The following is a 25323-nucleotide window of genomic DNA, read 5'->3' on the forward strand; positions in this document are numbered from 1 at the left end:
TAGGGAATTTGATAATTAGAAAATGAGATAATTATTGGAATGCATTAATTAGAAAATGTGCCAATTAGATAATGAGATAATTATTGGAACGCATTAATTAGAAAATGTGTCAATTTAGAAAATTAAATAATTATTGCAATGCTATTTTTTTACAAACATAAACAATTGTCTAATTTTCTAATTATCTAATTATCTAATTGCCACATTAATTCAATTTCTTCTGAATTTCATTCAATATAAAAAGATAATCTTCATGCTTTTTTACAAAATCACGATCTGAAACATCTATTATCAAAACATTCAAATCTGCCTGTGTTTTGATGTACTCCAAGTAGCCATTATTTATTTTATCCAAATATTCTGCCTCAATATTCTGCTCGTAATTTCGTCCACGTTTTTTGATGTTTTGAAGCAAACGCTCTGTGTTTTGATACAAATAAATGTACAAATCAGGCTTTGGCATTTCTTTATAAATAATATCAAATAAGTTTCGGTACAAACGGTATTCATCTTCTGCAAGCGTAATTTTTGCAAAAATCAATGATTTGAAAATATGATAATCGGCTACGATGAAATCCTTAAATAAATCAAACTGAGCCAAGTCATCAGATAATTGCTGATAACGATCTGCTAAGAAAGACATTTCTAACGGAAAAGCATATCGGTTTTGATCTTTATAAAATTTAGGTAAAAACGGATTATCGGCAAAACGCTCTAAAACTGTTTTGGCATTAAAATCTTCAGCAATTTTTTGTACCAAAGTGGTTTTTCCTGCTCCAATATTTCCCTCAAAAGCGATATAATTAAAATTCTCGAGTGTAATTCCCTGCAAAGGATTCTTTAAATTTTGAACCACTGTACAAACACTATCGTCTGGCGAAATCGCAATTAACTCTACAATAGATTTCTGAAAAACGGGATGTTTCCAATCTATATTTAAATCCTGCATTGGCAACAATACAAAATTTCGGTTTTGCATTAACGGATGTGGAATTTGCAGTTTTTCTGATTCAATAATTTCATCATCAAAAAAGATCAAATCAATATCAATAAGTCTAGATTGATAACCTTCTTGATTAGATCGAATACGACCCAATTGTTTTTCAACTTTCAAAACCTGATTCAGTATTTTTTGGGCAGATGAATTGGTGTGCAAAATCAATGCACAATTATAAAAAGCATCACTCTCAAAGCCCCATGCAGGAGTTTCGTATAATCTGGAAACTCTGATTACAGTTCCCACTTCCTGATGTATCAAATCGATACAACTTTCGATGTTTGCTAACCTGTTTCCCTGATTACTTCCTATAGATAAAACGACTTGATGCTGTGACTTCATAATTACTGCAAATTAACTAAAACTATTTTAGAATTACCTACATTATTTGCCTCAAGAATCAGAAGTTTTCAAGAGATATAAACTCTTCTTTTGTTAATTATTTTCTTTAAATCAACAAAATAACATTTATTATCTTACAAAATTACATATCTTTATTTTTATAATTTAAAAATGTAAAAACTAAACTTATTTCGTCAAATACGGAACAAGAATTAATTCGTTTTTAGATTACATTTGTAACAAACCAACCTTTTTTGCTACTTATTAAAAAAATATTATTATGAAGTTTTTAGGAAATGTAATTGCCACAGTTATTGGTATTTTTGTATTTATTATGCTCTTCTTTTTTGGAGTAATTCTTATTGGGACTATTTTTGGAGGAGACGACTCCGTTTCAGTCAAAAGTGATTCTGTTATAGAATTAAATTTAAAGCAAATTCAAAATGATTATGCCGGAAAATACAAAGACCCTTGGGTAACTGTTTTTTCAGATAAAAAAGGAATTGGTCTAACGGATGTTATCAATGCAATCGAAGCTGCAAAAACAGATGACAATATTAAAGGAATCTCGATCTTAAACGACGAATCTTCACTAGGATTAGCTCAATATAAAGATTTAAGAAACGCACTTGAAAGCTTCAAAAAATCAGGAAAATTTGTTTGGGCTTATGCTAATACCTATTCTCAAAAAGAATATTACCTAAACTCTGTTGCTAATACTATTTATTTAAATCCTGCAGGAGATTTAGATTTTAAAGGACTTTCGTCTGAAGTAATGTTCTTTAAAGATTTTCAGGATAAATCCGGTATTCATATGGAAGTGATTCGTCACGGAAAATATAAAAGTGCTGTTGAACCATTTTTAGAAAACAAAATGAGTGATGCCAATAGAGAGCAAGTAACAGCGTTATTAAATTCGCTTTGGGCAACGGTTTCTACTGATATTTCAAAAAGCAGAAATATTCCGCTACCTAAACTAAACGAAATCGCAAATGGTTTATTGGCAAGAACTCCAGAAATGGCAAAAGCTCAACATTTGGTTGACATTATTGCTTATGAAGATGTTTACCATAATGCAATCAAAAAAGCTTTAAAAGTTACTGGAGACGATGACTACAACAAAATTTCGATTTCAGATTATACTCAAAACAATATTACAACTGCGTTAACCAATACTGCAACAGATCAAATTGCGGTTATTTATGCTCAAGGCGAAATACAAAGCGGCGAAGGAGATGTAACTGTAATTGGCGAAGGTTCTATGCGTCGTTCTTTGCAAGAAGCGCGTAAAAACGAAGATGTAAAAGCAATCGTTCTTAGAATTGATAGTCCGGGTGGAAGCGCTTTGACTTCTGATTTAATTTGGAGAGAAATTGAAATTACTAAAAAAGTAAAACCAGTTGTGGTTTCTATGGGAAATTATGCTGCATCTGGCGGTTATTATATTGCTTGTAACGCCAACAAAATTTTTGCTGAGAATAACACAATTACGGGTTCTATTGGAGTTTTTGGAGTTTTACCAAACTTTAGCCCATTAGCCAATAAATTAGGAATTAATACTGAACAGGTAAAAACACACGAAAACGCAGCTAGCTATAGCCCATTTGTACCACTTGACGAAAAGTTTAAAGCTTTTACGCTAGAAGGCGTTGAACATATCTACAACACTTTTGTAACACATGTTGCCGAAGGTAGAAAAATGACTTTTGCTCAAGTTGATGCTATTGCTCAAGGAAGAGTTTGGTCAGGAACTGAAGCTGTAAAAATTGGCTTGGTAGACAAAATTGGAGGATTAAATGATGCTATTGCCGAGGCAGCAAAAATTGCCAAAGTAAAAACATACAGTACACAAAATTATCCTGAATACGAAAAAACATTCAACGATCTTCTTTCTAATCTTCCTTTTGCACAATCAAAAGAAGCTTTTATTAAAGAAGAAATTGGCGAAGAAAACTATATGCTAATTGAGCAGGTTAAAAGACTTCAAAAACAAAAAGGAGTTCAGGCAATTCTTCCATTTGGATTAAATATCAAATAATTCCAATAAAATGAAAAAAGCTTTTGTTTTTCTTGCCGTTTTATTCCTAAGCTTTGTAAACGCTCAGGATAAGAGTGAAAAAACTTTTAAGGAATCTCCTTTAGTTTTAAAGATTAATGTAGTCGAGATATTTGGCACACTAACCACTCCTAATAATTTAACCAAGAGAGTTCCGGTAGCGCTTATCATTTCTGGTTCAGGACCAACAGATAGAGATGGCAATAACCCAATGATGAAAAATAATTCATTAAAAATGCTATCTGAAGCTTTGGCTAAAAATGGCATTGCAACATTACGATATGACAAAAGAGGAATTGGCGAAAGTAAAGCCGCAGCTGTAGCTGAAGCAAATTTAGTTTTTGAAAATTACACCGAAGATGTAAAAAGCTGGATTAACTTACTCAAACAAGACAAACGTTTTTCTGAAGTAATTGTTATTGGACATAGCGAAGGTTCATTAATAGGAATGATTGCCGGTGCAAAAGCCAACAAATTTATTTCGATTGCAGGTCCCGGAGAATCTGCAGATAAATTAATAAAAGCACAAATTGCATCTAAATCGAATAAACAATTGGACGATATGACTTTCCCAATCATTGATAGTTTAAAAAGAGGAAACAATGTGAAAAAAGTCGATCCAATGCTTAATTCTCTTTTTAGACCAAGTATTCAGCCCTATTTAATTTCATGGTTTAAATACAATCCGCAAGAAGAAATTAAAAAGTTAACAGTTCCTATTTTAATTGTTCAGGGAAACAATGATCTACAAGTAACCGTAAAAGATGCCGAGCTTTTGTCGCAGGCCAATAAAAACGCTGAACTTTTAATTGTGGATAAAATGAATCACGTAATGAAAATTGTTGACGGAGACCAACAAGCAAATTTTGCAAGCTATAGTAATGAAACCTTGCCTATTTCTGAAGTCATGACCAGCAAGATTATTTCTTTCATTAAAAAATAATTAAAATCATAAAACCATTAAAAATCCGTTTGAACTATATTCAAGCGGATTTTTACTTTAACAAAATTTAAGTATAATTCTTACATTTTTATATAAACTTTATATACAAACTCAATCTAAAAAACTATTTTTGCACGGTTCTATTTTAAATTTAAACACTCAAAATTTATCTATATGTTAAAGAAAATTTTAAAAATATCTGCCATTGTTCTTGTGGTCATTGTAGCAACATTGTTTGCTATTCCATATTTCTTTAAAGACCAAATAAAAGCCAAAATTGCCGAAGCAATTAACGAAAGTGTCGATGCTAAAGTAAGTTTTACTGATGCAGATTTAAGCTTGTTTAGAAACTTCCCAAATGCTACAGTTGGAATAGAAAAACTAGTTATCATTAACAAAGCTCCTTTTGAAGGCGATACCTTAGTTTCGCTGGGACAATTGAACTTAAAAATGAGTATTAAGGAGCTTTTTAAAGGCAAAGACGAACCTTTAAGTATTCAGGGAATTAGCTCTACAAATGGTTTAATCAATATTATCTTTAACAAGGATGGTGTTGGCAACTTCGATATTGCTTTAAAAGATAAAGACAAAACACAAAAAGACGACAAAAGTAAACCACTTTCTTTAAAAATTCAGGGGTATAAAATTGAGAATTTTACCTTTAGATATATTGATCAGGGTTCTAAAATAAAAATGGTCATTGATAGTTTAAACCACGAAGGAACAGGAGATTTTACCAATTCTAAATTAGATTTGACTACAAAATCTACAGCAAAAGTTTCTTTGGATATGGATAAGATCAATTACATGAAAAATGTAAAATTAACGCTAGACGCTGTTTTAGGAATTGATTTAGAACAAAGTAAATATACCTTTAAAGAAAACAAAGCATTAATTAATCAATTGCCTTTAGAGTTTGACGGTTTTATTCAGATGGTTGATGCGGGTCAGAATTATGATTTAAAATTTAAAACCCCAACCTCATCATTTACCAATTTCTTAGGTTTAATTCCATCGGCTTATTCTTCTGGTTTAAATGGCGTTAAAACTACAGGAGATTTTACTGTCTCAGGTTTTGCAAAAGGTCAGCTAACAGAAACAACTGTACCAAAATTTAACGTTAAAATCGCCTCTAATAATGCTTCTTTTCAATATCCTAACTTACCAAAATCAGTTCAGAATATTGTAATTGATACTAAGATTATTAATGAAACCGGAATATTAAATGATACTTACGTTAATCTGGACAAACTTTCGTTTAGAATTGATCAGGATGTTTTTAATGCTAAAGCGAATATTAAAAATATTACTGTAAATCCTTTTGTAAATGCGGCATTAAAAGGAACAATCAACTTGGCTAATCTTTCAAAAGCATATCCAATAAAAATGGACAAACCTTTGACTGGTATTTTAAAAGCTGATGTTACTACTCAATTTGACATGGCATCTGTAGAAAAAAGTCAATATCAAAATATCAAAAATGCAGGAACTATGAGTTTGTCAGGATTTAAATATACTGACGAAAACAATAAATCAATGAACATTAGTACTGCCTTAGTAGAATTTAACCCAAGTACAATTAATTTGAAAAAATTTGATGCTACAACAGGAAAAAGCGATTTAAGTGTTACTGGTGTTTTAGAAAACTTCTACGGTTTTATGTTCAAAAAACAAGAGTTAAGAGGAAACTTCAATATGAGTTCAAACCAATTGGCAGTTGACGATTTTATGACTGCAGGTACACCTGCAACAAAAGAAACTACTGCGAAACCAGCTGAAGCCATAAAGATTCCTGCTTTTTTAAATTGTACGTTAAATGCTAAAGCAACAACTGTTTTATACGATAATTTAAAATTGAAAGATGTTTCAGGAAGATTAATTGTAAAAGACGAAAAAGCTACTTTAGAGAATTTTAAAACCTCTATTTTTGGTGGAACAATTGGTTTAACAGGAACGGTTTCGACCAAAACTAAAGTACCAACTTTTGACATGAATTTAGGTTTTAATCAAGTTGATATTGCACAAACTTTTACGCAATTGGACATGATGAAAAAAATTGCACCTATAGCAGGAATCATAAACGGGAAATTGAACTCTACTATAAAACTAAACGGAAATTTAGATGCTAAGGAATTAACTCCGGATTTAAGTTCTATTTCTGGCGATTTGTTAGGCCAATTACTTTCGACTACCATAAATTCTAAAAATTCAACTTTATTAAATGCTTTAACTTCGAATATTAAATTTATCGACATGAGTAAAGTAAATTTGAATGACATTAAAGCGGCATTGACTTTTGAAAATGGTAAAGTAAATGTAAAACCTTTTGATATTAAATATCAAGATATTAAAATTACCGTTGGCGGAACTCATGGTTTTGATCAAACAATGAATTACAACTTAAAACTTGATGTTCCGGCTAAATATTTAGGAAACGAAGCCAATGCTTTTCTTGCAAAAATGTCGCCTGCCGACGCAGCAAAACTGCAAAACATTCCGATAAACGCTGTGATTACAGGTAACTTTTCTAATCCGAAAATATCAACAGATATGAAAACCGCTGTAACAAGTTTGGCTACTCAAGTGGCAAATCAGCAAAAAGAAAAGTTGACTCAAAAAGGTACTTCTGCCCTAAATGATTTAATTAATAAAAATACAAAGGCAAAAGACACAACTCAGGCTGCAAAAACAGAGAAAGAACAAAAAACTCAGGAAGTGACGAAGAAAGCAAGTGACTTAATAAACGGTTTATTTAAGAAGAAATAAACCAAGTATTACAATACAAAAAGAGGCATTCGTAAAATAAACGAATGCCTCTTTTTTATTTCTGATTTTATCTAAATAGCGTCTGAATAGATGCCTAACTTTCCGTTATTTAAAATTGAATTGATGATTTTTATGTAATCTTTTTTAGCATATAAATTTACATCAATTGCAACACTACAATTATCATAAGGCTCATATTTTTTAATATTTGACACAGAAAATAATCCAATTGTTGGCGTTTGAACAGCACTAGCCAAATGCATTATTCCACTATCTGCACCAATAAACAAATCAGCATTGGCAATAACAGATCCAATTTCGCGAATATCTTTACTATAAAATGTTGGAGCCACAAATCCAATTTGCGAAACATTTTCTACAGGTAAAATTTCGATAATATTAAAATCTTTATATTCTTCTTTAAGTTGTGTATAGAAGTTATTCCACCAATCTTCAGACAAACATTTTGCGCCTGTTGCAAAAGTAAATATGCAAATTGTTCTTTTTGTATTCTGAACTAAATCATTTAAAATTTTCTTTCCTTCGGCAATTTCAGAAGAAGATAATTTAAGATCTATAGGAGCTACTAATTTATTACTTTGTGCTAATCTAAGTTTTGTTAAGTAATATCTAAAATTGTAAACGGGGTATTTTGCTATGTGGTCGTAATCACTTTTTACAAGTTGAGATTCATCAATTAAATCTCCAAAAAATTTGTACTTAGCATTAGAAAATTGGACTGCTAAACGTCCTGAAGAAGAGTTTTGATCTACGTTTATCGCAAGATCATAATTTTGTCTTTTTATTGAAATCCATACTTTAATATATTTCAATAAGCTTTTAAAGGGCTTTTTGGGTAAATCGATTATTTTATTAACACTGTCATAATTCTCAAAAATTATTGGAGCTAACGTTCCCTTAACAAATAAATCGATTTTACAATTTGGAAATATTTCTGTTACTTCCTGAACGAGTGGTGTAATTAGCAGCAAGTTTCCTAACCTCCCATTTGGTCTGCAAATTAAAACTCTTTTAATTTCGGTTTTATCAACCAAAATAATATCGAGCTCTGTCTTTGGTTTTCCAATGTTTTTAGTCAGGCCACGCATTACACCACGCCTATAATCGTTTATTTTATTTAAAAAACTCATCTATAAAAAATTTCAAGGATTAAAAAAATCTTTATCTAATTTTAAAAAAGTCAAAAGATTGACCAGGTTCAAAACTAGGCTTTCTTTCTTTTCAAAATTAAATTCTTCCAATAAGCTATTATTACAAAATTGTAACCAAATGTATCAACATTCACATTTATAGCTTCTTAAAGGAGATTTAAAATTACAAAAAATATTCTATAAATAAATAACTATTAGATAGTTAGCATTTTTAACTCTACCAACACCCCATTTTACTAGACGTTTATAGTAACAACATAGCCCTCTGAACCTCGAATATTAAAAACAGTTCCGTTCTCAAAAATTAAATATTGCCCTTTAATTCCAACCAATTTCCCTTGAAACGAAGGCGATTTATCTAAGTTCAAACTCGCAACTTTAGTTGGGTAACTTAAGACCGGATATTGCAATTCATATAAATCATTTTTTTGAGCATAAAAGTATTCTTGAACTTCTGGCGGAATCAAACTTTCGACTTTTGCTTTCTCTGCAATTAAATCAAAATTTTCACCTGCATTTTGAAGCATTTTTCTCCAGTTCGTTTTATCAGTATAATGATCTTTTAGAGCAACCTCTGTAATTCCTGCTAAATATCGATTAGGAACCTCAACTATTGCAATTGCCTGCGTAGCGCCCTGATCGATCCAACGTGTTGGAACCTGAGTTTTACGCGTTACCCCAACTTTTATTTCGCTGGCAACAGCCAAATACACAACGTGCGGTTGCAATTGTACTTTTTGTTCATAGTCTAAATCACGATCTGCAATTCCTAAATGCGCTGTACTTAATTCTGGTCGCATAATCCAGTCACCAACTGCGGGACTTGAATAAAAACATTCGTAGCAAAAACCCTGACGGTATATCTTTTTCTTTTTATGGCAATTCAAACATTCAAAACCTACAAAGTTAATCTCAATCTCTTTGTTTAGTAACTGATTCATATTTAAGAAACTGTCTTCAAAAACTAAATAGTATTGAATTGGTTTTCCTAATTCCGTTTGCATTTTTGTAAGTACTCCTTGATATTGCATATGATTTTAGATTGCTGATTTTAAATTTTAGATTTATGCCGAAAGTGAATTTTTCGCGCAAATAGAATGGTTTTTTTTACAAAAAAACACTATTTTTGATACAACGACAAAGTTAATATTTGTCTATCGATATTCAAATTTTAAATTTTCTGATTTATACACTAATTGTAGTAATCTGAGATTTAAAATCTAAAATCAGCAATCTAAAACTAAATTCTTTCCATGCCCTTATCAATAATCAACTCTTTTGCTTCTTGGGTCCTGAAACAAAGGATACATCAGATAGAACTTTTTCTAAAATACCCTAATGAAGTTCAGGAAGAACTATTGCATAATTTATTGACGTCCGCAGAAAATACTGTTTTAGGGAAGCAATATGATTTTGAATCGATTAACTCGTATCAAACTTTTACCGAAAGGGTTCCTATTTCTACTTATGAAGAACTACAACCTTTAATCGAAAGAACTCGTCAGGGCGAGCAAGGTGTTTTTTGGGAAACTCCTATAAAATGGTTTGCCAAATCGAGTGGAACTACAAATGCTAAAAGTAAATTTATTCCTGTAAGTAATGAAGCTCTTGAAGATTGCCACTATAAAGGCAGTAAAGATTTGCTTTGTTTGTACTTGAACAACAACGAAGATTCTGAATTGTTTTTAGGAAAAAGTCTTCGCTTAGGCGGAAGTTCCCAGATTTATGAAAACAATAATACTTTCTTTGGAGATCTATCGGCTATTTTGATTGAGAATATGCCAATTTGGGCTGAGTTCAGCAGTACGCCAAGCAGTAAAACTTCGTTAATGAGTGAATGGGAAGCCAAGATTGCCGCTATTATTAATGAAACCAAAAACGAAAATGTAACCAGTTTTGCAGGTGTTCCATCGTGGATGTTGGTTTTAATGAATAAGGTTCTCGAAAATACTGGTAAAGAAAGTTTACTTGAAATTTGGCCAAATCTGGAAGTTTACTTTCACGGTGGTGTAAGTTTTTCTCCGTACAAAGAACAATACAAGAAAATATTACCAAGTAAAGATTTTAAATATTACGAAATATACAATGCTTCTGAAGGCTTTTTTGCCATTCAGGATTTGAATAATTCAAGCGATTTATTGTTGATGTTGGATTACGGAATTTTCTACGAGTTTATCCCAATGGATACTTTTGGAACTCCAAACCAAAAAGTGATTCGTTTGGCCGATGTCGAGTTAGATAAAAACTATGCAATTGTTATCACTACAAACTCTGGTTTATGGCGTTATTTAATTGGCGATACCGTTCGTTTTACTTCATTGAATCCTTATAGAATAAGAGTTACCGGAAGAACCAAACACCATATTAATGTTTTTGGCGAAGAATTAATGGTCGAAAATACTGACCAGGCAATTGCCAAAGCTTGCCAAATTACACATACTGAAGTTATCGATTATACGGTTGCTCCTATTTTTATGCAAGACAAAGAAAAAGGCGCTCACGAATGGATGATCGAATTCAAGAAAAAACCTGCCGATGTTGGGCTTTTTCAAAAAGTACTAGATGAAACGCTACAAACTTTAAACTCAGATTACGAAGCAAAACGCCATAATAATATGACTTTAAATCCGCTTGTGATAAATGTAGCACGTGAAAATTTATTTTACGATTGGTTAAAAGAACGTGATAAATTAGGCGGACAACATAAAATTCCGAGACTTTCGAATCAAAGAGATTATTTGGAACAGTTGAAAGAGATGTAGAATTTATGTTGTAAATATCTTGTACTTAATAATTATAAAATAATGAAACTATTTAACTTCTTTCGACGAAAAGAAATTAGCGAGATACAACATGAAAATTGCATTTATTTCCATGAAGATCTCTTTAATCAAGTTGAATTTCTTCCGAGAGAGAACTTATCATATCTCAAAACAGAAAACAAACAAATTGAATATTTTGGAGAAGAGAATTCTGACGCACTTGGATTTAAAGATATTTATATGCGAAAGGATAATCCAATAACACTTGCTGACAAAAAGATAACTCTTGACAAACTGAATAAGATCCTGACTTATTATGAATTTAAAAAATATTCAGAAGTTTACGAAGGTTATGGGTCAGCAAAATATAAATGCGAAAATACTTTTGCATACACTTATGATGGAGCCGAAATATTTGTTTCTATAAAAAATGATTTTGTCAATGATTTCTGGATTAATAACTTTAGATTCCATGAAGATTCTGAAACCAAAACTAAATTAAGGAATTTACTATCGAAAATAGGCAATGAAATAGATTTAATATTGAATGATTGGGATTTAGCGACCATCATTGATTTGAAAGATGAGTTAGAGATTCAAAAATATTTAGACGAAGAATTATGATCCTCACTTCTACAAGCATCTTGCTTGTGAACACAATTAGAAGTATTATTGAGAGAAGTTAAAAAAACATAGGATCTAAAATAAATTTAAAAAAATTGCTAAATTAGAAATGAAGTCAATAGAAAAATTACAAAATTTAATTCCGCTAGGATACCTCTTTCTTGTAGTAATGGGGATTTTAAAAGAAAGTGTTTATTTTTATCAACTGAAAATCAACATCTTAAAATATTCGACAATTATGGACATTTTAATAAGTCCAATTGCTGATTTAACCGCAAATCCACTTATATTATTTTTCATAATCCTCTTTTTACTTCTTATAACCCTTATTCTGCTTCTTATTTATAATTATCGTTCTAAAAACTGGGTTAAAAAAAAATTTAACCTTAATGATAATGAACCATCAACTGATATCATTAAAAGTAAATTAAAAAAAGCTTTTTTACTTGCTGTAAGTACTGGAATACTGAGCTTTTTTTTAGGAATTGGCCTTGGCGGAGGAAAAAATATGGCTCAAAAAATCAAAAACAATAAACTGGAATACAAACAAAAGCTGACCTTTAATACTGGAGAAACTGAAAATATTTTCTTGATAGATGCTAATAGCGCTTATTATTTTTATCTAATAGCAAAAAGCAAATCCATAAAAATTGCTCCCATCGGAGCTATCAAAACTATTGAATTAGAAAATTAAAAAATGAAAAAATACTTTCTCTTTTTAATATTAGCGCTGATTTCCTGTGCAAAAAGTGAACATCAAAAAATAATTGTAATTCAACCTTTAGGGAATTTTAATACTGAAGAAGCAAAGGAAGTTTATAATAAAATACGAACTATCAGCCCGAACGTTGTTTTAAGATCTAACATTCCATTTCCTGAAAATGCTTTTTACCAACCTCGAAACAGATATCGAGCGGACAGTATTATCAAAACTATTAAAAATAATATTGGCAAAGATTCTGTGATTGTAGGCTTATCGAATAGTGATATTAGCGTAACCAAAGGAAAAATAAAAGATTGGGGCGTTATGGGATTGGGTTATCATCCTGGCAAATCTTGTGTAGTTTCTGATTACAGATTACGCAAACAAAATAAAAACGAACAATTTTACAAAGTAGTCTTACACGAATTGGGACATACTGAAGGTTTACCTCACTGCCCAACAAAATCATGTTTAATGAGAGATGCCGAAGGTAAAAATCATATTGATGAAGAAACTGATTTTTGTATAAAGTGCAAAACCTATTTAATTAAAAAAGGATGGAAATTAAGCAATGCGCAAACTTGATTGACCAAATGAAACATATATAATTAACCAAAAACTAAAACCAAATGAAAACCAAGAAATTTGCAGAAATGACTACTGAAGAATTAGTAAAAACTAAAAAAATATCGAAAGGCGTTACGTATGCGTTTGTGATACTTTTAATTTTATTATTAGGAGCTAATGTTTTCCTTGTACTAAAAAAAGGTTTCGGTCCTTTGCAAATTATTCCATTCACACTGTTACCGTTACTTTTTTTAAATTTTTACAATCTGAAACAAATTAAAAAGGAATTGAAATCCAGAGAGAATTAAGAAGACGTTTCTTCTAACTGCATAATAAAAAAACCTTAGCTTTAAAAACTAAGGTTTTTGTTTTTTAATGGAAACCTATATGTCATCTCGAGCGAATGGAGAAATCGCACTCGCATCTCGACAAAGATTGGCGACATTGTTTACGGAATTTGTAGTGTGATTTCTCCCTGTGGTCGAAATGACAAAAATGTCGCAAACGTTGATTTATTACATCATATCAATATATCTGTCATGGTATCCTAATAAGTATAAAACTCCATCAAGACCTAAACTTGAAATTGATGTTGAGGCATTTTCTTTTACTTTTGGTTTTGCGTGAAAAGCGATTCCCAGACCTGCTAGATTTAACATTGGCAAATCGTTGGCTCCGTCACCAACCGCAATTGTTTGGTTAATATGAATTCCTTCTTTCTCAGCAATGGCAGTTAGGTATTCGGCTTTCTTTTGTCCGTCAACAATATCACCCAAATATTTACCGGTTAATTTACCGTCTTTAATCTCTAATTGATTGGCGTGAACGTAATCGATTCCTAATTCTTTTTGTAAATATTCTCCAAAATAGGTGAATCCTCCAGAAAGAATTGCCGTTTTATATCCGTAATATTTTAAGGCTTTCATTAAACGATGTGCGCCTTTTGTTATTGGTAATTTTTTGGCTACTGATTGCAAAACGTCTTCGCTCAAACCTTCCAGCAACGCCATGCGCTGTTTAAAACTTTCGTTAAAGTCAATTTCGCCATTCATTGCAGATTCTGTTATGGCACGAACTTGTTCTCCTACTCCATTTAGTTCTGCCAATTCGTCGATTACTTCTGTCTGAATTAAAGTTGAATCCATATCGAAGCAAACCAAACGTCGGTTTCTTCTATAAATATTATCTTCCTGAAACGAAATGTCAACATTTAGCGTTCGGGAAATTTCCATGAAACTTGCTGTCATAGCTATTTTATCTACAACATCGCCTGTTAATGATAATTGTATACAAGAGCGTGGATAATCTTCTTTTTCTACAACAGATGTTCTACCTGTTAATCTTATAATAGAAACTATATTTAAGTTTTGATCTGACAATAATTTAGCTACTGCGGCCAATTGTGAAGCGGCTAACTGTTCTCCTAAAATATTAACAATATAGCGTTGTTTCGATTGTGTTTTTACCCATTTTTCGTAATCGTCTATAGAAATTGGAATAAATTTAACCTTTACTTCTAGTTCGTAAGCTTTGAACAATAAGTCTTTTAAAACTGGCCCAGATGTTGAACCGGCTTGAATTTCGAATAAAATCCCTAAAGAAAGTGTATCGTGAATATCGGCTTGACCAATATCTAAAATAATAGCATCGTAAGTAGCTAATACTGCTGTTAAACCAGCCGTAACTCCTGGCTTATCATGACCTGAAACTTTTAATAGAATAATCTCTTTATCTTCTGCTGCCATTTTTTCTATATTGTTTTTAAGAAGCGACAAAAATCGGCAATCTAATGCTTATAAAAAAGAATATTCTTTGTTTTTTTGAAAAGAAAAAGCACGTTAAAACGTGCTTTTTCAAATATTTTAACAATTATGTTTCACTATTGCAATAACATAACTTTTTCGTTATTGACCCGGTTGATTTTCGTCAAAATTTACCATCCAGCTTACGCCAAATTTGTCTTTGAACATACCAAAATAAGCTCCCCAAAAAGTTTTATTCATTGGCATGTAAACGGTTCCGTTTGCCGAAAGTCCGTTAAAAATTCTATTAGCTTCATCTGTACTCTCAACGTTTATTGAGATTGAAAAGTTTCCTCCAAAAGCTACATCTCCAGATTGCTCGTTACTATCACTTCCCATTAAAATGGTATTTCCAATTGGCAGCGAAACATGCATTACTCTATTAGCATCTTTCTCTGATATTTGAGCACAACTTCCGTTTTCATCTGCAGGCATATCTTTAAATTTTCCTATGTATGGAAACTCTCCTCCAAAAACTGATTTGTAAAACAAAAATGCTTCTTCGCAATTTCCGTTAAAAATTAAATAAGGGTTTACTGATGTCATGATTTTTTGTTTTTTGTTTTTTGTTTTTTGTTTGTTTTTTATTTTTCTGCTAACTCTTTTACCTTTTCCAATCCTTTTGGAAAAACTCCTTTATAATAATCGATATACTGCTCGACTGTATCAATCTGAGCAATGAGATCTATAAATTCATCATCCTGAGTTAATCGATAGGTTTCCATTGCGCCGCTCCACTTTTTGGTTTCTTCATTAAGAGGAATTTCTTTAAAGTCTTTTATTTCTCCTAAATGTTTAAAAGCCATATATTCATTTGGAATTTTAGTTTCAATAATGCTGTACATTCCTTCTCCATTAGGAGACATAAAATGCACTTTATCACCTTGCCCCCAATCAGTTATAGTGTACGAACCTTCGCAAAAAACTCCTGTCCATTTTTTATAGGTTTCTTCTTCCCACAAAACTGACCACACTTTTTGAACAGGTGCTTTAATTCTAATTTTAAACTCTAACGTTTCCATGTTTAAGATAATTTACTAAAATCCATAAATAAAACGTTCCAACGATGACCGTCTAAATCTGCAAAGCCACAACCGTACATCCAACCTTGGCTATCTGCAGGAGGTGCAAAAACAATTCCACCGGCCTCTTTTACTTTCTCTGCCAATTCATCTACTTCGGCAATACTTTCGGCATCAATTGAGATCAAAACTTCTGAACTCGATTGCGTATCTGTCAGCTTATTTTGTGAAAAACTAACAAACAAAGATTCTTCAAAAAGCATTACTACAAATTTTCCTTCGCCCACCACCATGCATGTAGAACTTGGCGTGTCATGTTCTTCGTTAAAAGAGAATCCTATTTTCGAAAAAAAAGCTTTTGATTTTGCCACCTCTTTTACAGGCAAATTCAGCCAAATTTGTTTTGTCATTTTTTGATATTTTAATATTTTTAAACCATATAAGTCTTATAAGATAATTTTAGCTAGTTGTTATATCTCGCAAAGGCGCTAAGTCACCAAGTTTACTTTTTTTGTTCCTGAACTTTGAACCTTTGTTACTCTGCCTCTTTGAATCTAAAAAAAACTAATTCGCTTCTGTGTAACTTTTAAAATTATCTAAAATTGCTTGCCAGCCACCACGCTGCATTTCTTCTGGATTTTGCGTTTCGGGATCAAAACTTTGAATTATTTCTACTCCGCTTGGGGTTTCTGTAAAACTGATTTCGACTTTTCTCCCATCCTCCAAAATATATTCAATTGCTTTATTTTTCTCAACTAAAGTATATTCGCCTCCAAAATCAAAACTCATACTTCCGTCTTTTGCAGCCATTGTAGACGAAAATTTCCCGCCTTCTCTCAAATCATTTTCGGCATGTGGAGTATGCCAGTCTGGAGAGGCAAAACTCCATTTGGTAATATGTTCAGGCGTTGTCCAAAAATCCCAAACTTTATCTATTGATGCGTTAACTGTGTTTTGTATTGTTATCATACTATTTTCTTGTTAAGTAAATTATTTTTATTTGAATTGAAACTGTTAAATACGCTCTACATACTTTTTAAAATTGTCAATCACTGTTTGACACCATTCTTCTTGCATCTTTACAGAATCTTGTTTTGTTGGTTCAAATGTTTCTGCAATTTTTACTTCATCCGCAATTTTTTCAAATCTTACTTGCCCTGTTCTATCATCATCGAGTTTATACTCTATTAATGATAAACTTTCGATGTTAGTATATATTCCTTCAAAATCAAAACTTAAACTTCCATCTCTTTTTGCCATTTTATATTGAAACTTTCCATTTACTTTAAGATCATTTTTTACATCTTGAGTATACCAATCGTCTATTGCAATATTCCATTTTTTGATATGCTCTGGTATTGTCCAAAAACCCCAAACTTTATCTATCGATGCGCATATCTTATTTTGGACTGTTATCATTGCGTTTTTATTAAAATTGTACTTTGTTCTATATAAAATTACAAATTATTTAAAGCAAATGTAGATTTTTACAATAAGCTTTAAGATACATTAAAAGTCATTTTTAGGGGCATTTAAGACAAATTCCTTATTTTTGTATTGAATCATTTTCTCAAAAAACAAAAATATCATGAGTAAGAAAGTAGGTTTAATTGTGCCCCACGACTATAAGTTATTAAGTATAGCCGCTATTTTAGAAGTCTTTGAAACGGCTAATAAAATCTCTAAAGAAGATGACAAACCTTTTCTAATTATGGTTTTTCAATCTGCCGAACAAATCAATGAGAATCGTTTATTTGGATATGAGGTGAACTTTATCGAAGATTCTACAGAAATTCTTGATCTCATTTTAATTCCTGCTTTTACAACTGATAATATGAGTGAGATGATTGTAAAGAATAAAAACTTTATTCCGTGGCTAAAAATGCAACATCAATCCGGTGCCGAATTGGCAAGTTTTTGTACTGGTGCTTTTTTGTTTGCGGCTTCGGGATTATTAAACGAAAAATTGGCAACAACACACGTCGATGCTTGCAGTGCTTTTACAAAAGCTTTTCCGATGGTGAAATTAAAACCTGAAGAAACTTTAACCGCCGACGGAAGTTTATATACGAGCGGAGGTTCTACTTCAACTTTTCATTTGTTGATTCTTTTGGTTCAGAAATATTGCGGAAATGAAATTGCCGTTCAAATTGCGAAAATTTTCTCGATTGATTTAAACCGATACAAGCAGAGTTATTTTAGCACTTTTAGACCTAATCATCTGCACAACGACACTTTGGTTGCGATGTTACAGCAAAAAATTGAAAATCAATACAGCACTATCGAAAAACTAGAAGAAATTACGAAAGATATTCCAACTAGTGCACGAAACATGACACGCAGGTTTAAACAGGTTACGGGAATTCCGCCAATCGAATATTTACAGAATATTAGAGTAGAAAGTTCTAAAAAATATCTGGAACAAACTCAACTTTCGATTTCTGAAATTATCGAAAAAACAGGTTATAACGATCCAAAAGCTTTTAGAAAAGTATTTTATAAAATGGTTGGAATGAAGCCTATTGAATATCGCGAGAAGTTTAGGGTACAGTAGTTTTTTTGAGCAGTAAATTATGTTTTAATAATCCACATCAGAACTTTTTTGTTTTGTTTTAATATTTCATCAATTTCTTTCATGCTTTCGTTTGAAACGGCTGGACATCCCCAACCTTCTGGTGTTCCATTTGGATATACTTCATTATCTGAAATTGCATCCCAGGAATGTAGAACTATAGCACGACTTCGGGCATTGGAGTTCGATTTATCTTTTCCCTGCAAAATATAATTGACTTTAATTCCCCATTGGCTCACACCTCGATCTAACACAACAAATTTTCCAATAGAGGAACAATGCGAATCAAATTCGTTACTTATTGGCGCTTTATCTTTTGACATTGTTGCGCCCCATCTATTATCGCCACAACCATGACTTACTATATATGATTTTGAAATTTTATTCTGTTTAAAGTCATAAATAAAAAATCTTTTTAAACCTGAGTGAACACCTAAATCTATTAGAATAAATTTATTTTGATTGAGATTATTTCTTTGGCTATATTGCTTGGCTTCTTTATAATAATTGCTGTAATTAATTTCGGCACGAGATTTTTCTTCTAAAATTATTTCGCTTTTTTGTTTAGTTACGGGAATAGCTTTCTTATTTTCTTTCGTACAAGAAAATCCAAAAACAAAGAATAAAGACACACAGCGCAAATAGTTCTTAATTACCATGTCCGTCTCGATGAATAAATTGATTATTAAAAAAAGCATTAAACATTTTAAATTCGCCTAAATATGAATCTTGAAAACTAATATCTTCAAATTTATGATTCAATATTTCTTTTGGAAATTTGGAATATAATAGTTTCTTTTCGACCATATCTTCTATCTCTAAAACCAAATCTTTAATTTTTCTCGGATCAACATTTTCTTTTTCCAATTCTTCAATTTTAGATCTAGGAATAATCATTTGCTCTTTATGAATTATAATATCAATTACATAATAAGGCACCAAGACACTCAAATATAATGTAACAGAACACAATTCTCCTCCTTCAACAATACTCAAAAGAAATGTATAACATCGATCTTGCCAATCTAATCTCGAAAAATCTTGAAAATCCCTGAAGACTAAATCTTTATCAAACTCTGCCTTTATAGCATTTCGTAATTTCTGATTTTCATCAGAACTAAAAAGATCTATTACTTGCTCTAATCTTTTATACTCGACAGTTTCTAAATATTGCTCCTTTTGATTCCAAGGACATATATTTTTAGGATAGTATAGGTATGCTAAATTTTTTAAAACTTCTGTTATCATTTGTTATCGTAAAATTAAAACTCTGAATATTCCCAGTCTACTTCGTATTTTATTAGTTCATTATTATTTATTTTTTCTAATACATAAACCTTAAAATAAGACTGGCAACCTGCTGGAGGGTAAACCAACGTAACCTTTTTTTGCTTTTCTATTTCGCCTTTTTTCTTTTTAAAAAATTCACAAGCCTTATTTTGCAAGTTTTCTGCGTTTTCGAGTTTAAGCTTTTTTAAAATAGCAGTAGAACAAGTATCTTTTTTGTATTTTTTTATATCAAAAATGAACCTTTGTCTTTTTATGTAAAAGTAAATTTTACTTTCATCTTCTTTTTTTTCAGCCTCATTATCTTTATCTATTTCAAATAATATATATTTTATAGGTTTTAAATATTTTTCTCCTCCTTTATAAAGAGAAAAATAATCGTTGGATTTTGTCTGCGCACTTATAAAATTCACCATTAGACAAACCAAAAAACAAATACGCTTTTTCATAATTAATTAGAAATCTAAAATCTTTGTTTTATTAAATCTGTAATTCATTTTCATAGCAGATAAATTATCTCTAATAGTAGATCTTAAATATATAAGAAAAAAAGCATAAAAAAAACCTACTTAAAATTAAGTAGGTTTTATAAAAAATCGTTCTAGTAAAAACAATTAAGAAGCAATTTCCATTCGCTTCAATAAGTTTTTACTTAAAGTATGTTCTGCATAATCTTTATCGATTGTCAAAACTTTATCGTCTGAACTTGGTAATTCGTACATCGCGTCTGTCAAGATAGCTTCACATAACGAACGTAATCCACGAGCTCCTAATTTATATTCTAAAGCTTTATCAACAATAAAATCTAATGCCTCATCTGTGATATTAAATTCAACATCATCCATTAAAAATAATTTTTGATATTGTTTGATTAACGCATTTTTAGGTTGTGTCAAGATAGCACGTAGTGTTTCTCTATCAAGAGGATCCATATGCGTTAAAACTGGCAAACGACCAATAATCTCAGGAATTAATCCAAAATCTTTAATATCTTTTGGAATAATATATTGCAATAAATTGTCTTTGTCGATGTTGTCAACATTTTTAGATGTCGAATATCCAACTGCCTGACGGTTTAAACGTTTAGAAATAATACGCTCTACTCCATCAAAAGCTCCACCTGCAATAAACAAGATGTTTTGTGTATTTACTTCAACAAATTTCTGGTCCGGATGTTTACGCCCTCCTTTTGGCGGCACATTTACAACTGTTCCTTCTAATAATTTTAATAATGCTTGTTGTACTCCTTCACCAGAAACATCACGTGTTATTGATGGATTATCGCTCTTACGGGCAATTTTATCTATTTCATCAATAAAAACGATTCCTCTTTCGGCTTTGGTTACGTCATAATCAGCAGCTTGTAGTAAACGTGTCAAAATACTTTCAACATCTTCTCCCACATAACCTGCTTCTGTAAGTACAGTTGCATCAACAATAGCCAAAGGAACGTCTAACATTTTAGCAATAGTTTTTGCTACCAATGTTTTTCCTGTTCCGGTTTGACCAACCATGATAATGTTACTTTTTTCAATCTCTACTTCGTCGTCTAATTGCTGTTGCATTAAACGTTTGTAGTGATTATATACTGCAACCGACATTACTTTTTTAGTCTGATCCTGACCAATAACATACTGATCTAAGAAAGCTCTAATTTCTTTTGGTTTCTTTAAAATTAAGTCACCAACAAGTTTAGCACTTCCACTTGATTTTAACTCTTCTAATACAATTCCGTGTGCTTGTTCAATACACTTATCACAGATATGTGCATTAATACCTGCAATCAATAAATTAGTTTCTGGCTTTTTTCTTCCACAAAACGAACATTCTAATACTACTTTTGCCATTCTTTATTTAAGTTACTAAGCTGCAAAGATACTAAGTTTCTAAGCTTTTTAATTAAAACTTTAAAACTTAACTCCTTACAGCTTAATATTTTTATTTAAAATTTAAAATTTAAATCGCAAAGAACACTTAGCGTCTTAGCAACTTAGAAGCTTAAAATATTAGCTTCTTCTCAAAACTTCATCAATCATTCCGTATTCTTTAGCTTCGTCAGCAATCATCCAATAATCGCGCTCGCTATCTTTGTGTACTTTATCAAAAGTTTGTCCTGAATGTTGAGAGATGATGTTATATAATTCATCTTTCAATTTCAACATTTCACGTAAATTGATTTCCATATCTGTTGCAACACCTTGTGCTCCTCCTGATGGTTGGTGAATCATTACTCTTGAATGTGGCAAAGCCGAACGTTTTCCTGCTGCTCCTGCACACAATAAAACTGCTCCCATTGAAGCTGCCATACCTGTACAAATTGTAGCTACATCTGGTTTGATGTATTGCATTGTATCATAAATTCCTAATCCTGCGTAAACGCTTCCTCCAGGAGAATTTAAATAGATTTGAATATCTTTTGATGCATCTGCACTTTCTAAAAACAATAATTGTGCTTGAACGATATTAGCGATTTGGTCATCGATACCTGTTCCTAAAAAGATAATTCTGTCCATCATTAATCTTGAAAACACATCTAATTGAGAAATATTCAACTGACGCTCTTCGATAATGTATGGAGTCATATTGGTTGGATTCATTGCAGCTACGATTTTGTCATAGTACATTGCGTTTACTCCTTGGTGCTTAGTAGCAAATTTTTTAAATTCTTTACCGTAGTTCATATTTTTAGTTTAAAGTTTGAAAATCTAAAGTCGGAAAGTGACTTAAACGAATAAAACAAAGTTCATACCTTTTTACAAAGGATGCCAATTTGTCTTCTTTTTTATTTTTAAAGTTTCGTATTTGAAATTTAAGAAATAATTATTTAAAATTAAAAGCTTACAAAATAAAAAAGAGCGTCAAAAATCTCTTTTTGACGCTCAAATATAACTTTTTTTATCTTTCAGTTTTTGTAATAAAATCTTAAATTTTAAAATATAACTATTGAAGTATACTCTTTAACTTTTGACTTTACAACTTTTGACTTTTAGACTTAATTTACTCTCCGTAAGAAGCAGCAATAAATTCGTCGTAAGTTACTTCTTTAGTTGTTGGATTTGCTTTTTCTTTAAACACTTCTAACAATTTTTCAGCAACTACTTGCTCAGAAAGTCTTTTCACTTCTTCTTGGTTAGATAAAACTCTAGCCACGATTCCTTGAACTTCTTCGTCTGTTGGATTAGTTTGTCCAAATTGAGCCATTTGTTGTTTGATTGCTTTTGTTGTAAAAGCTTTCAAGTCTTCAAATGTAATTTGGATATTACTTTGTGCCATTGCTTTTCCTTCGATTAATTGAAAACGTAAACCTTTTTCAGATCTTGCGTATTCAACTTCAGCTTCTTCTGCAGAAAGTTTTTTCTCTCCAACAGTTTGCAACCATTTTTTAAGGAATTCAGCAGGTAAATCAAATTTTGTGCTTTCGATCAAGAAATCCTGAACGTCTAACAATAATTTTTGATCTGCTTGCTGTGCGAATTGAGCTTCAGCATCTTCTTTAATTTTAGCTTTTAAATCTTCTAATGAAGCTACTTTTCCTTCACCAAAAAGTTTATCAAATAAATCTTGGTTCAATTCAGCTAATTCAGCTCCGTTGATTGCCTCGATTGTAAAGTTAACTTCTACGTCTAAACCGTGAACATCATCATGACCTACTTTTAAGTAATCCATTAATTGGTGATCATCTTCGAATAAACCTTTTGTACTTACTGTAACAACATCTCCAACTTTTTTACCGATGAATTTATCCGCAGCCGCTTTGTTGAATGTAGATACAGAAATTGTAGTTATATTGTTGATTCCTTTTTCTTCGTTAGAGAAAGTTCCAGTTAAATCTGAATCTGCAGACACAACATCTTGTGGAATTGCTTTTCCGAATTGTTTTTGGATGCGTTCTACTTGTCCGTCGATTAATTTATCATCGGCAGTAACGATATATTTTACGATATTATTTTTTGCTTCTAAATCAATTTCGAAGTTTGGAACTAAACCAATTTCGTATTCGAAAGTTAGTTCTTCAGCATCCCAATCAAAGTTTTCGTTTTCTTTAGCAAGAGGAGTTCCTAAAAGATTTAATCTTTCAGATTGAACAAAACGCTCTAATGCCAAATCAACTACTTTTTTAACTTCTTCTTGCTTAATTGATTTTCCGTATTGTTTTTCAACAAGGTCTTTAGGAACTTGTCCTTTTCTAAAACCTTTTACGGTAGCCAATGGCATTTTTTCGTTTATTCTTTTTGCTACTTGACCTTTATAATCCATGTGAACAACGTTTAAAACAATCGTTTCGTTCACAGCATCTGTTGCTACTCTTTTAATATCCATCTTCTTCTTTAATTTACATAATAAAATTGGGTTGCAAAATTATAAAATTTTTGCAACCCAACCAAGTTTTTAATCTATTGTATTTGAAGACATTTAAAACATCTTTTTTATTTCTATTTATTTATCGTCTCCCACAATTTTATATGTAATAGACTGAAGTATAGACAATATAACACTAAATAATAATGCTGTCCAAAATGAATCGACTGCAAAGCCACCAACAATGTTAGTACACAATAAAATAATGATGGCATTAATAACCAACAAAAACAAGCCTAAAGTGATAACTGTTACCGGTAATGTTAAGATTACTAATATTGGTTTTATAAAAAGATTTAGCAATCCTAAAACAATTGCAACAATTATAGCTGTCGTAAAACTAGCCACATGTACACCTGTTAGGAAATTAGCAATTAACAAAACCAGCGCTGCTGTAACAAGAAGTCTAAGTAATAATTTCATATCTTTTTTGATTTATAAAGTTATAATAAAAGTAATGAATTTTATATTCATCAGCTATTGCAGTTATATTTTTTTACCACAGACTAGAAGGACTTCAAAGATTCTTTATTACTAATTTTTAAATCTGTAGAATTCTTTTAATCTATGCCTATAAAATTTAATTACTCTTTTAAAAACTCTGTTGTTAATTCGAAAAACATTTTAGGGTTTTCGGCATGAAGCCAATGCCCGGCATTTGGTATTGTTTCAAATTTAGCTTTTGGAAAATGTTGACGAATTGCATCAAAATCAGAATCTAAAATATATCCTGATGCTCCACCTCTAATAAACAGGGTTTCTTTTTCAAAAACTAAACCATCAGGCAAAGCTTTCCCAATAGCATCGAGATTATTATTAAAAACTTCAAGGTTGAACCTAAAAGCTAATTGCCCTGGTTCTTGCCAATATAAATTTTTCAACAAAAACTGTCTTGTTCCAAAATCAGAAACATATTGCGATACAATTGCCTCAACATCATTTCGGCTTGGTTTTACAGAAAAATCAACTGCATTTAAACCTGCCAAAATATCCTGGTGATGTTGTTTGTAAAATTTAGGACCAATATCTGCCACTATTAATTTATCTACAATTTCCGGGTGAGTTGTTGCAAAAAGCATCGCGACCTTTCCTCCCATCGAATGTCCAAGAATATCAATTTTATTTAACTGATTTGCCTGACAGTATTCGAACACATCTTGCACCATAGCTTCGTAAGACCATTCATCTGAATGAAAACTGCGCCCATGATTACGTAAATCTAAAATATGAACTTGAAATCCGGCTTCTACGTACTGTCCTGCCAAGGTTTTCCAGTTATCAGACATTCCTAGAAATCCATGCATGATGATAAATGGCTTTCCTTCGCCTTCGATTTTTGAATAAAGCAT

Annotated in this window: 26 protein-coding genes; 9 read left to right on the top strand and 17 right to left on the bottom strand. The window is 31.4% G+C overall.

The features are described from left to right. Window positions 1-205: 205 nt before the first annotated feature. Window positions 206-1339 (bottom strand): 2-amino-4-hydroxy-6-hydroxymethyldihydropteridine diphosphokinase, encoded by a 1134-nt coding sequence (gene folK / locus IW18_RS10860; RefSeq protein WP_041517591.1) that lies wholly within the window; start codon window positions 1337-1339, stop codon window positions 206-208. A gap of 280 nt (window positions 1340-1619) precedes the next feature. Here folK and sppA point away from each other — a divergent pair, with 280 nt between their 5' ends. The 3 genes from sppA to IW18_RS10875 all read left to right on the top strand — a co-directional run bounded on the left by sppA (window position 1620) and on the right by IW18_RS10875 (window position 7104). Next, on the top strand, window positions 1620-3377 hold the full coding sequence (sppA, locus tag IW18_RS10865) for a signal peptide peptidase SppA (protein ID WP_041517592.1): 1758 nt from the start codon (window positions 1620-1622) through the stop codon (window positions 3375-3377). Window positions 3378-3387: 10 nt separating this feature from the next. Next, a complete protein-coding gene (locus IW18_RS10870) occupies window positions 3388-4338 on the top strand; it encodes an alpha/beta hydrolase (RefSeq protein ID WP_041517593.1) in 951 nt (316 codons plus the stop codon). 174 nt (window positions 4339-4512) lie between these two features. Then, window positions 4513-7104, top strand: a complete 2592-nt coding sequence (locus IW18_RS10875) for an AsmA family protein (RefSeq protein ID WP_041517594.1) — start codon at window positions 4513-4515, stop codon at window positions 7102-7104. Window positions 7105-7175: 71 nt separating this feature from the next. On the opposite strand, the gene IW18_RS10880 is transcribed toward IW18_RS10875, so the two are convergent. Together IW18_RS10880 and IW18_RS10885 are read right to left on the bottom strand one after the other, a co-directional pair. Continuing rightward, window positions 7176-8255, bottom strand: a complete 1080-nt coding sequence (locus IW18_RS10880; protein WP_041517596.1) for a glycosyltransferase family 9 protein — start codon at window positions 8253-8255, stop codon at window positions 7176-7178. Window positions 8256-8512: 257 nt separating this feature from the next. Next, complete coding sequence (locus IW18_RS10885) at window positions 8513-9307, bottom strand: DUF2797 domain-containing protein (protein WP_041517597.1); 795 nt, start codon at window positions 9305-9307, stop codon at window positions 8513-8515. 222 nt (window positions 9308-9529) lie between these two features. Between IW18_RS10885 and IW18_RS10890 the strand changes: the two genes are divergently transcribed. From IW18_RS10890 to IW18_RS10910, 5 genes are all read left to right on the top strand, one after another. Continuing rightward, window positions 9530-11038, top strand: a complete 1509-nt coding sequence (locus IW18_RS10890; protein ID WP_041517598.1) for a GH3 auxin-responsive promoter family protein — start codon at window positions 9530-9532, stop codon at window positions 11036-11038. Window positions 11039-11080: 42 nt separating this feature from the next. After that, a complete protein-coding gene (locus IW18_RS10895; protein ID WP_041517600.1) occupies window positions 11081-11662 on the top strand; it encodes a hypothetical protein in 582 nt (193 codons plus the stop codon). Window positions 11663-11771: 109 nt separating this feature from the next. Further along, the gene (locus tag IW18_RS10900) at window positions 11772-12356 is read left to right on the top strand and encodes a hypothetical protein (protein ID WP_041517602.1); all 585 of its coding nucleotides are present in this window, start codon (window positions 11772-11774) and stop codon (window positions 12354-12356) included. A 3-nt stretch (window positions 12357-12359) separates the two neighbouring features. After that, on the top strand, window positions 12360-12950 hold the full coding sequence (locus tag IW18_RS10905) for a Zn-dependent protease (RefSeq protein ID WP_041517604.1): 591 nt from the start codon (window positions 12360-12362) through the stop codon (window positions 12948-12950). A 44-nt stretch (window positions 12951-12994) separates the two neighbouring features. Further along, the gene (locus tag IW18_RS10910) at window positions 12995-13240 is read left to right on the top strand and encodes a hypothetical protein (protein WP_041517605.1); all 246 of its coding nucleotides are present in this window, start codon (window positions 12995-12997) and stop codon (window positions 13238-13240) included. A 207-nt stretch (window positions 13241-13447) separates the two neighbouring features. Here IW18_RS10910 and serB read toward each other — a convergent pair whose 3' ends face one another. From serB to IW18_RS10940, 6 genes are all read right to left on the bottom strand, one after another. Next, window positions 13448-14677, bottom strand: coding sequence for a phosphoserine phosphatase SerB (serB, locus tag IW18_RS10915; protein WP_041517606.1), 1230 nt, complete (start codon window positions 14675-14677; stop codon window positions 13448-13450). Between the two features lie 159 nt (window positions 14678-14836). After that, window positions 14837-15280: a VOC family protein gene (locus IW18_RS10920; RefSeq protein ID WP_041517607.1), complete on the bottom strand. Its 444-nt coding sequence runs from the start codon at window positions 15278-15280 to the stop codon at window positions 14837-14839. Between the two features lie 38 nt (window positions 15281-15318). Further along, window positions 15319-15756, bottom strand: coding sequence for an SRPBCC family protein (locus IW18_RS10925; RefSeq protein ID WP_041517608.1), 438 nt, complete (start codon window positions 15754-15756; stop codon window positions 15319-15321). A gap of 2 nt (window positions 15757-15758) precedes the next feature. Then, window positions 15759-16166: a VOC family protein gene (locus IW18_RS10930; protein ID WP_041517610.1), complete on the bottom strand. Its 408-nt coding sequence runs from the start codon at window positions 16164-16166 to the stop codon at window positions 15759-15761. Window positions 16167-16320: 154 nt separating this feature from the next. Then, window positions 16321-16725: an SRPBCC family protein gene (locus IW18_RS10935; RefSeq protein ID WP_041517611.1), complete on the bottom strand. Its 405-nt coding sequence runs from the start codon at window positions 16723-16725 to the stop codon at window positions 16321-16323. A gap of 45 nt (window positions 16726-16770) precedes the next feature. Further along, the gene (locus tag IW18_RS10940) at window positions 16771-17175 is read right to left on the bottom strand and encodes an SRPBCC domain-containing protein (protein ID WP_041517612.1); all 405 of its coding nucleotides are present in this window, start codon (window positions 17173-17175) and stop codon (window positions 16771-16773) included. 169 nt (window positions 17176-17344) lie between these two features. On the opposite strand from IW18_RS10940, the gene IW18_RS10945 reads away from it, so the two are divergent. Continuing rightward, on the top strand, window positions 17345-18310 hold the full coding sequence (locus tag IW18_RS10945; protein ID WP_041517613.1) for a GlxA family transcriptional regulator: 966 nt from the start codon (window positions 17345-17347) through the stop codon (window positions 18308-18310). A gap of 17 nt (window positions 18311-18327) precedes the next feature. Here the strand turns inward: IW18_RS10945 and IW18_RS10950 are convergent, their stop codons facing one another. The 8 genes from IW18_RS10950 to IW18_RS10985 form a co-directional block, all read right to left on the bottom strand. Continuing rightward, on the bottom strand, window positions 18328-18960 hold the full coding sequence (locus tag IW18_RS10950) for a murein L,D-transpeptidase catalytic domain-containing protein (RefSeq protein WP_240475552.1): 633 nt from the start codon (window positions 18958-18960) through the stop codon (window positions 18328-18330). Window positions 18961-18976: 16 nt separating this feature from the next. Further along, window positions 18977-19576 carry a hypothetical protein gene (locus IW18_RS10955; protein ID WP_041517616.1) on the bottom strand — a complete coding sequence of 200 codons (600 nt, stop codon included), beginning with the start codon at window positions 19574-19576 and terminating at the stop codon, window positions 18977-18979. A gap of 14 nt (window positions 19577-19590) precedes the next feature. Beyond that, window positions 19591-20064, bottom strand: coding sequence for a hypothetical protein (locus IW18_RS10960; RefSeq protein ID WP_123902493.1), 474 nt, complete (start codon window positions 20062-20064; stop codon window positions 19591-19593). A 165-nt stretch (window positions 20065-20229) separates the two neighbouring features. Beyond that, complete coding sequence (gene clpX, locus IW18_RS10965) at window positions 20230-21462, bottom strand: ATP-dependent Clp protease ATP-binding subunit ClpX (protein WP_041517619.1); 1233 nt, start codon at window positions 21460-21462, stop codon at window positions 20230-20232. A 159-nt stretch (window positions 21463-21621) separates the two neighbouring features. Then, complete coding sequence (gene clpP, locus IW18_RS10970) at window positions 21622-22296, bottom strand: ATP-dependent Clp endopeptidase proteolytic subunit ClpP (RefSeq protein ID WP_041517620.1); 675 nt, start codon at window positions 22294-22296, stop codon at window positions 21622-21624. A 316-nt stretch (window positions 22297-22612) separates the two neighbouring features. Continuing rightward, entirely contained in the window at window positions 22613-23935 is a 1323-nt protein-coding gene (locus IW18_RS10975) for a trigger factor (RefSeq protein ID WP_041517622.1), read from the bottom strand. A 117-nt stretch (window positions 23936-24052) separates the two neighbouring features. Beyond that, entirely contained in the window at window positions 24053-24397 is a 345-nt protein-coding gene (locus IW18_RS10980; RefSeq protein ID WP_041517624.1) for a phage holin family protein, read from the bottom strand. Between the two features lie 161 nt (window positions 24398-24558). After that, on the bottom strand, window positions 24559-25323 hold the full coding sequence (locus tag IW18_RS10985) for an alpha/beta fold hydrolase (RefSeq protein ID WP_041517626.1): 765 nt from the start codon (window positions 25321-25323) through the stop codon (window positions 24559-24561).

This window comes from Flavobacterium hibernum, from assembly GCF_000832125.1.
In the GTDB taxonomy this organism is placed as follows: domain Bacteria; phylum Bacteroidota; class Bacteroidia; order Flavobacteriales; family Flavobacteriaceae; genus Flavobacterium; species Flavobacterium hibernum.

What these genes read in the sequence shown, in the direction of transcription:
- folK (WP_041517591.1), bottom strand. Translation starts at nt 1,339, where the DNA reads ATGAAGTCACAGCATCAAGTCGTTTTATCTATAGGAAGTAATCAGGGA.
- sppA (WP_041517592.1), top strand. Translation starts at nt 1,620, where the DNA reads ATGAAGTTTTTAGGAAATGTAATTGCCACAGTTATTGGTATTTTTGTA.
- IW18_RS10870 (WP_041517593.1), top strand. Translation starts at nt 3,388, where the DNA reads ATGAAAAAAGCTTTTGTTTTTCTTGCCGTTTTATTCCTAAGCTTTGTA.
- IW18_RS10875 (WP_041517594.1), top strand. Translation starts at nt 4,513, where the DNA reads ATGTTAAAGAAAATTTTAAAAATATCTGCCATTGTTCTTGTGGTCATT.
- IW18_RS10880 (WP_041517596.1), bottom strand. Translation starts at nt 8,255, where the DNA reads ATGAGTTTTTTAAATAAAATAAACGATTATAGGCGTGGTGTAATGCGT.
- IW18_RS10885 (WP_041517597.1), bottom strand. Translation starts at nt 9,307, where the DNA reads ATGCAATATCAAGGAGTACTTACAAAAATGCAAACGGAATTAGGAAAA.
- IW18_RS10890 (WP_041517598.1), top strand. Translation starts at nt 9,530, where the DNA reads ATGCCCTTATCAATAATCAACTCTTTTGCTTCTTGGGTCCTGAAACAA.
- IW18_RS10895 (WP_041517600.1), top strand. Translation starts at nt 11,081, where the DNA reads ATGAAACTATTTAACTTCTTTCGACGAAAAGAAATTAGCGAGATACAA.
- IW18_RS10900 (WP_041517602.1), top strand. Translation starts at nt 11,772, where the DNA reads ATGAAGTCAATAGAAAAATTACAAAATTTAATTCCGCTAGGATACCTC.
- IW18_RS10905 (WP_041517604.1), top strand. Translation starts at nt 12,360, where the DNA reads ATGAAAAAATACTTTCTCTTTTTAATATTAGCGCTGATTTCCTGTGCA.
- IW18_RS10910 (WP_041517605.1), top strand. Translation starts at nt 12,995, where the DNA reads ATGAAAACCAAGAAATTTGCAGAAATGACTACTGAAGAATTAGTAAAA.
- serB (WP_041517606.1), bottom strand. Translation starts at nt 14,677, where the DNA reads ATGGCAGCAGAAGATAAAGAGATTATTCTATTAAAAGTTTCAGGTCAT.
- IW18_RS10920 (WP_041517607.1), bottom strand. Translation starts at nt 15,280, where the DNA reads ATGACATCAGTAAACCCTTATTTAATTTTTAACGGAAATTGCGAAGAA.
- IW18_RS10925 (WP_041517608.1), bottom strand. Translation starts at nt 15,756, where the DNA reads ATGGAAACGTTAGAGTTTAAAATTAGAATTAAAGCACCTGTTCAAAAA.
- IW18_RS10930 (WP_041517610.1), bottom strand. Translation starts at nt 16,166, where the DNA reads ATGACAAAACAAATTTGGCTGAATTTGCCTGTAAAAGAGGTGGCAAAA.
- IW18_RS10935 (WP_041517611.1), bottom strand. Translation starts at nt 16,725, where the DNA reads ATGATAACAATACAAAACACAGTTAACGCATCAATAGATAAAGTTTGG.
- IW18_RS10940 (WP_041517612.1), bottom strand. Translation starts at nt 17,175, where the DNA reads ATGATAACAGTCCAAAATAAGATATGCGCATCGATAGATAAAGTTTGG.
- IW18_RS10945 (WP_041517613.1), top strand. Translation starts at nt 17,345, where the DNA reads ATGAGTAAGAAAGTAGGTTTAATTGTGCCCCACGACTATAAGTTATTA.
- IW18_RS10955 (WP_041517616.1), bottom strand. Translation starts at nt 19,576, where the DNA reads ATGATAACAGAAGTTTTAAAAAATTTAGCATACCTATACTATCCTAAA.
- IW18_RS10960 (WP_123902493.1), bottom strand. Translation starts at nt 20,064, where the DNA reads ATGAAAAAGCGTATTTGTTTTTTGGTTTGTCTAATGGTGAATTTTATA.
- clpX (WP_041517619.1), bottom strand. Translation starts at nt 21,462, where the DNA reads ATGGCAAAAGTAGTATTAGAATGTTCGTTTTGTGGAAGAAAAAAGCCA.
- clpP (WP_041517620.1), bottom strand. Translation starts at nt 22,296, where the DNA reads ATGAACTACGGTAAAGAATTTAAAAAATTTGCTACTAAGCACCAAGGA.
- IW18_RS10975 (WP_041517622.1), bottom strand. Translation starts at nt 23,935, where the DNA reads ATGGATATTAAAAGAGTAGCAACAGATGCTGTGAACGAAACGATTGTT.
- IW18_RS10980 (WP_041517624.1), bottom strand. Translation starts at nt 24,397, where the DNA reads ATGAAATTATTACTTAGACTTCTTGTTACAGCAGCGCTGGTTTTGTTA.
- IW18_RS10985 (WP_041517626.1), bottom strand. Translation starts at nt 25,323, where the DNA reads ATGCTTTATTCAAAAATCGAAGGCGAAGGAAAGCCATTTATCATCATG.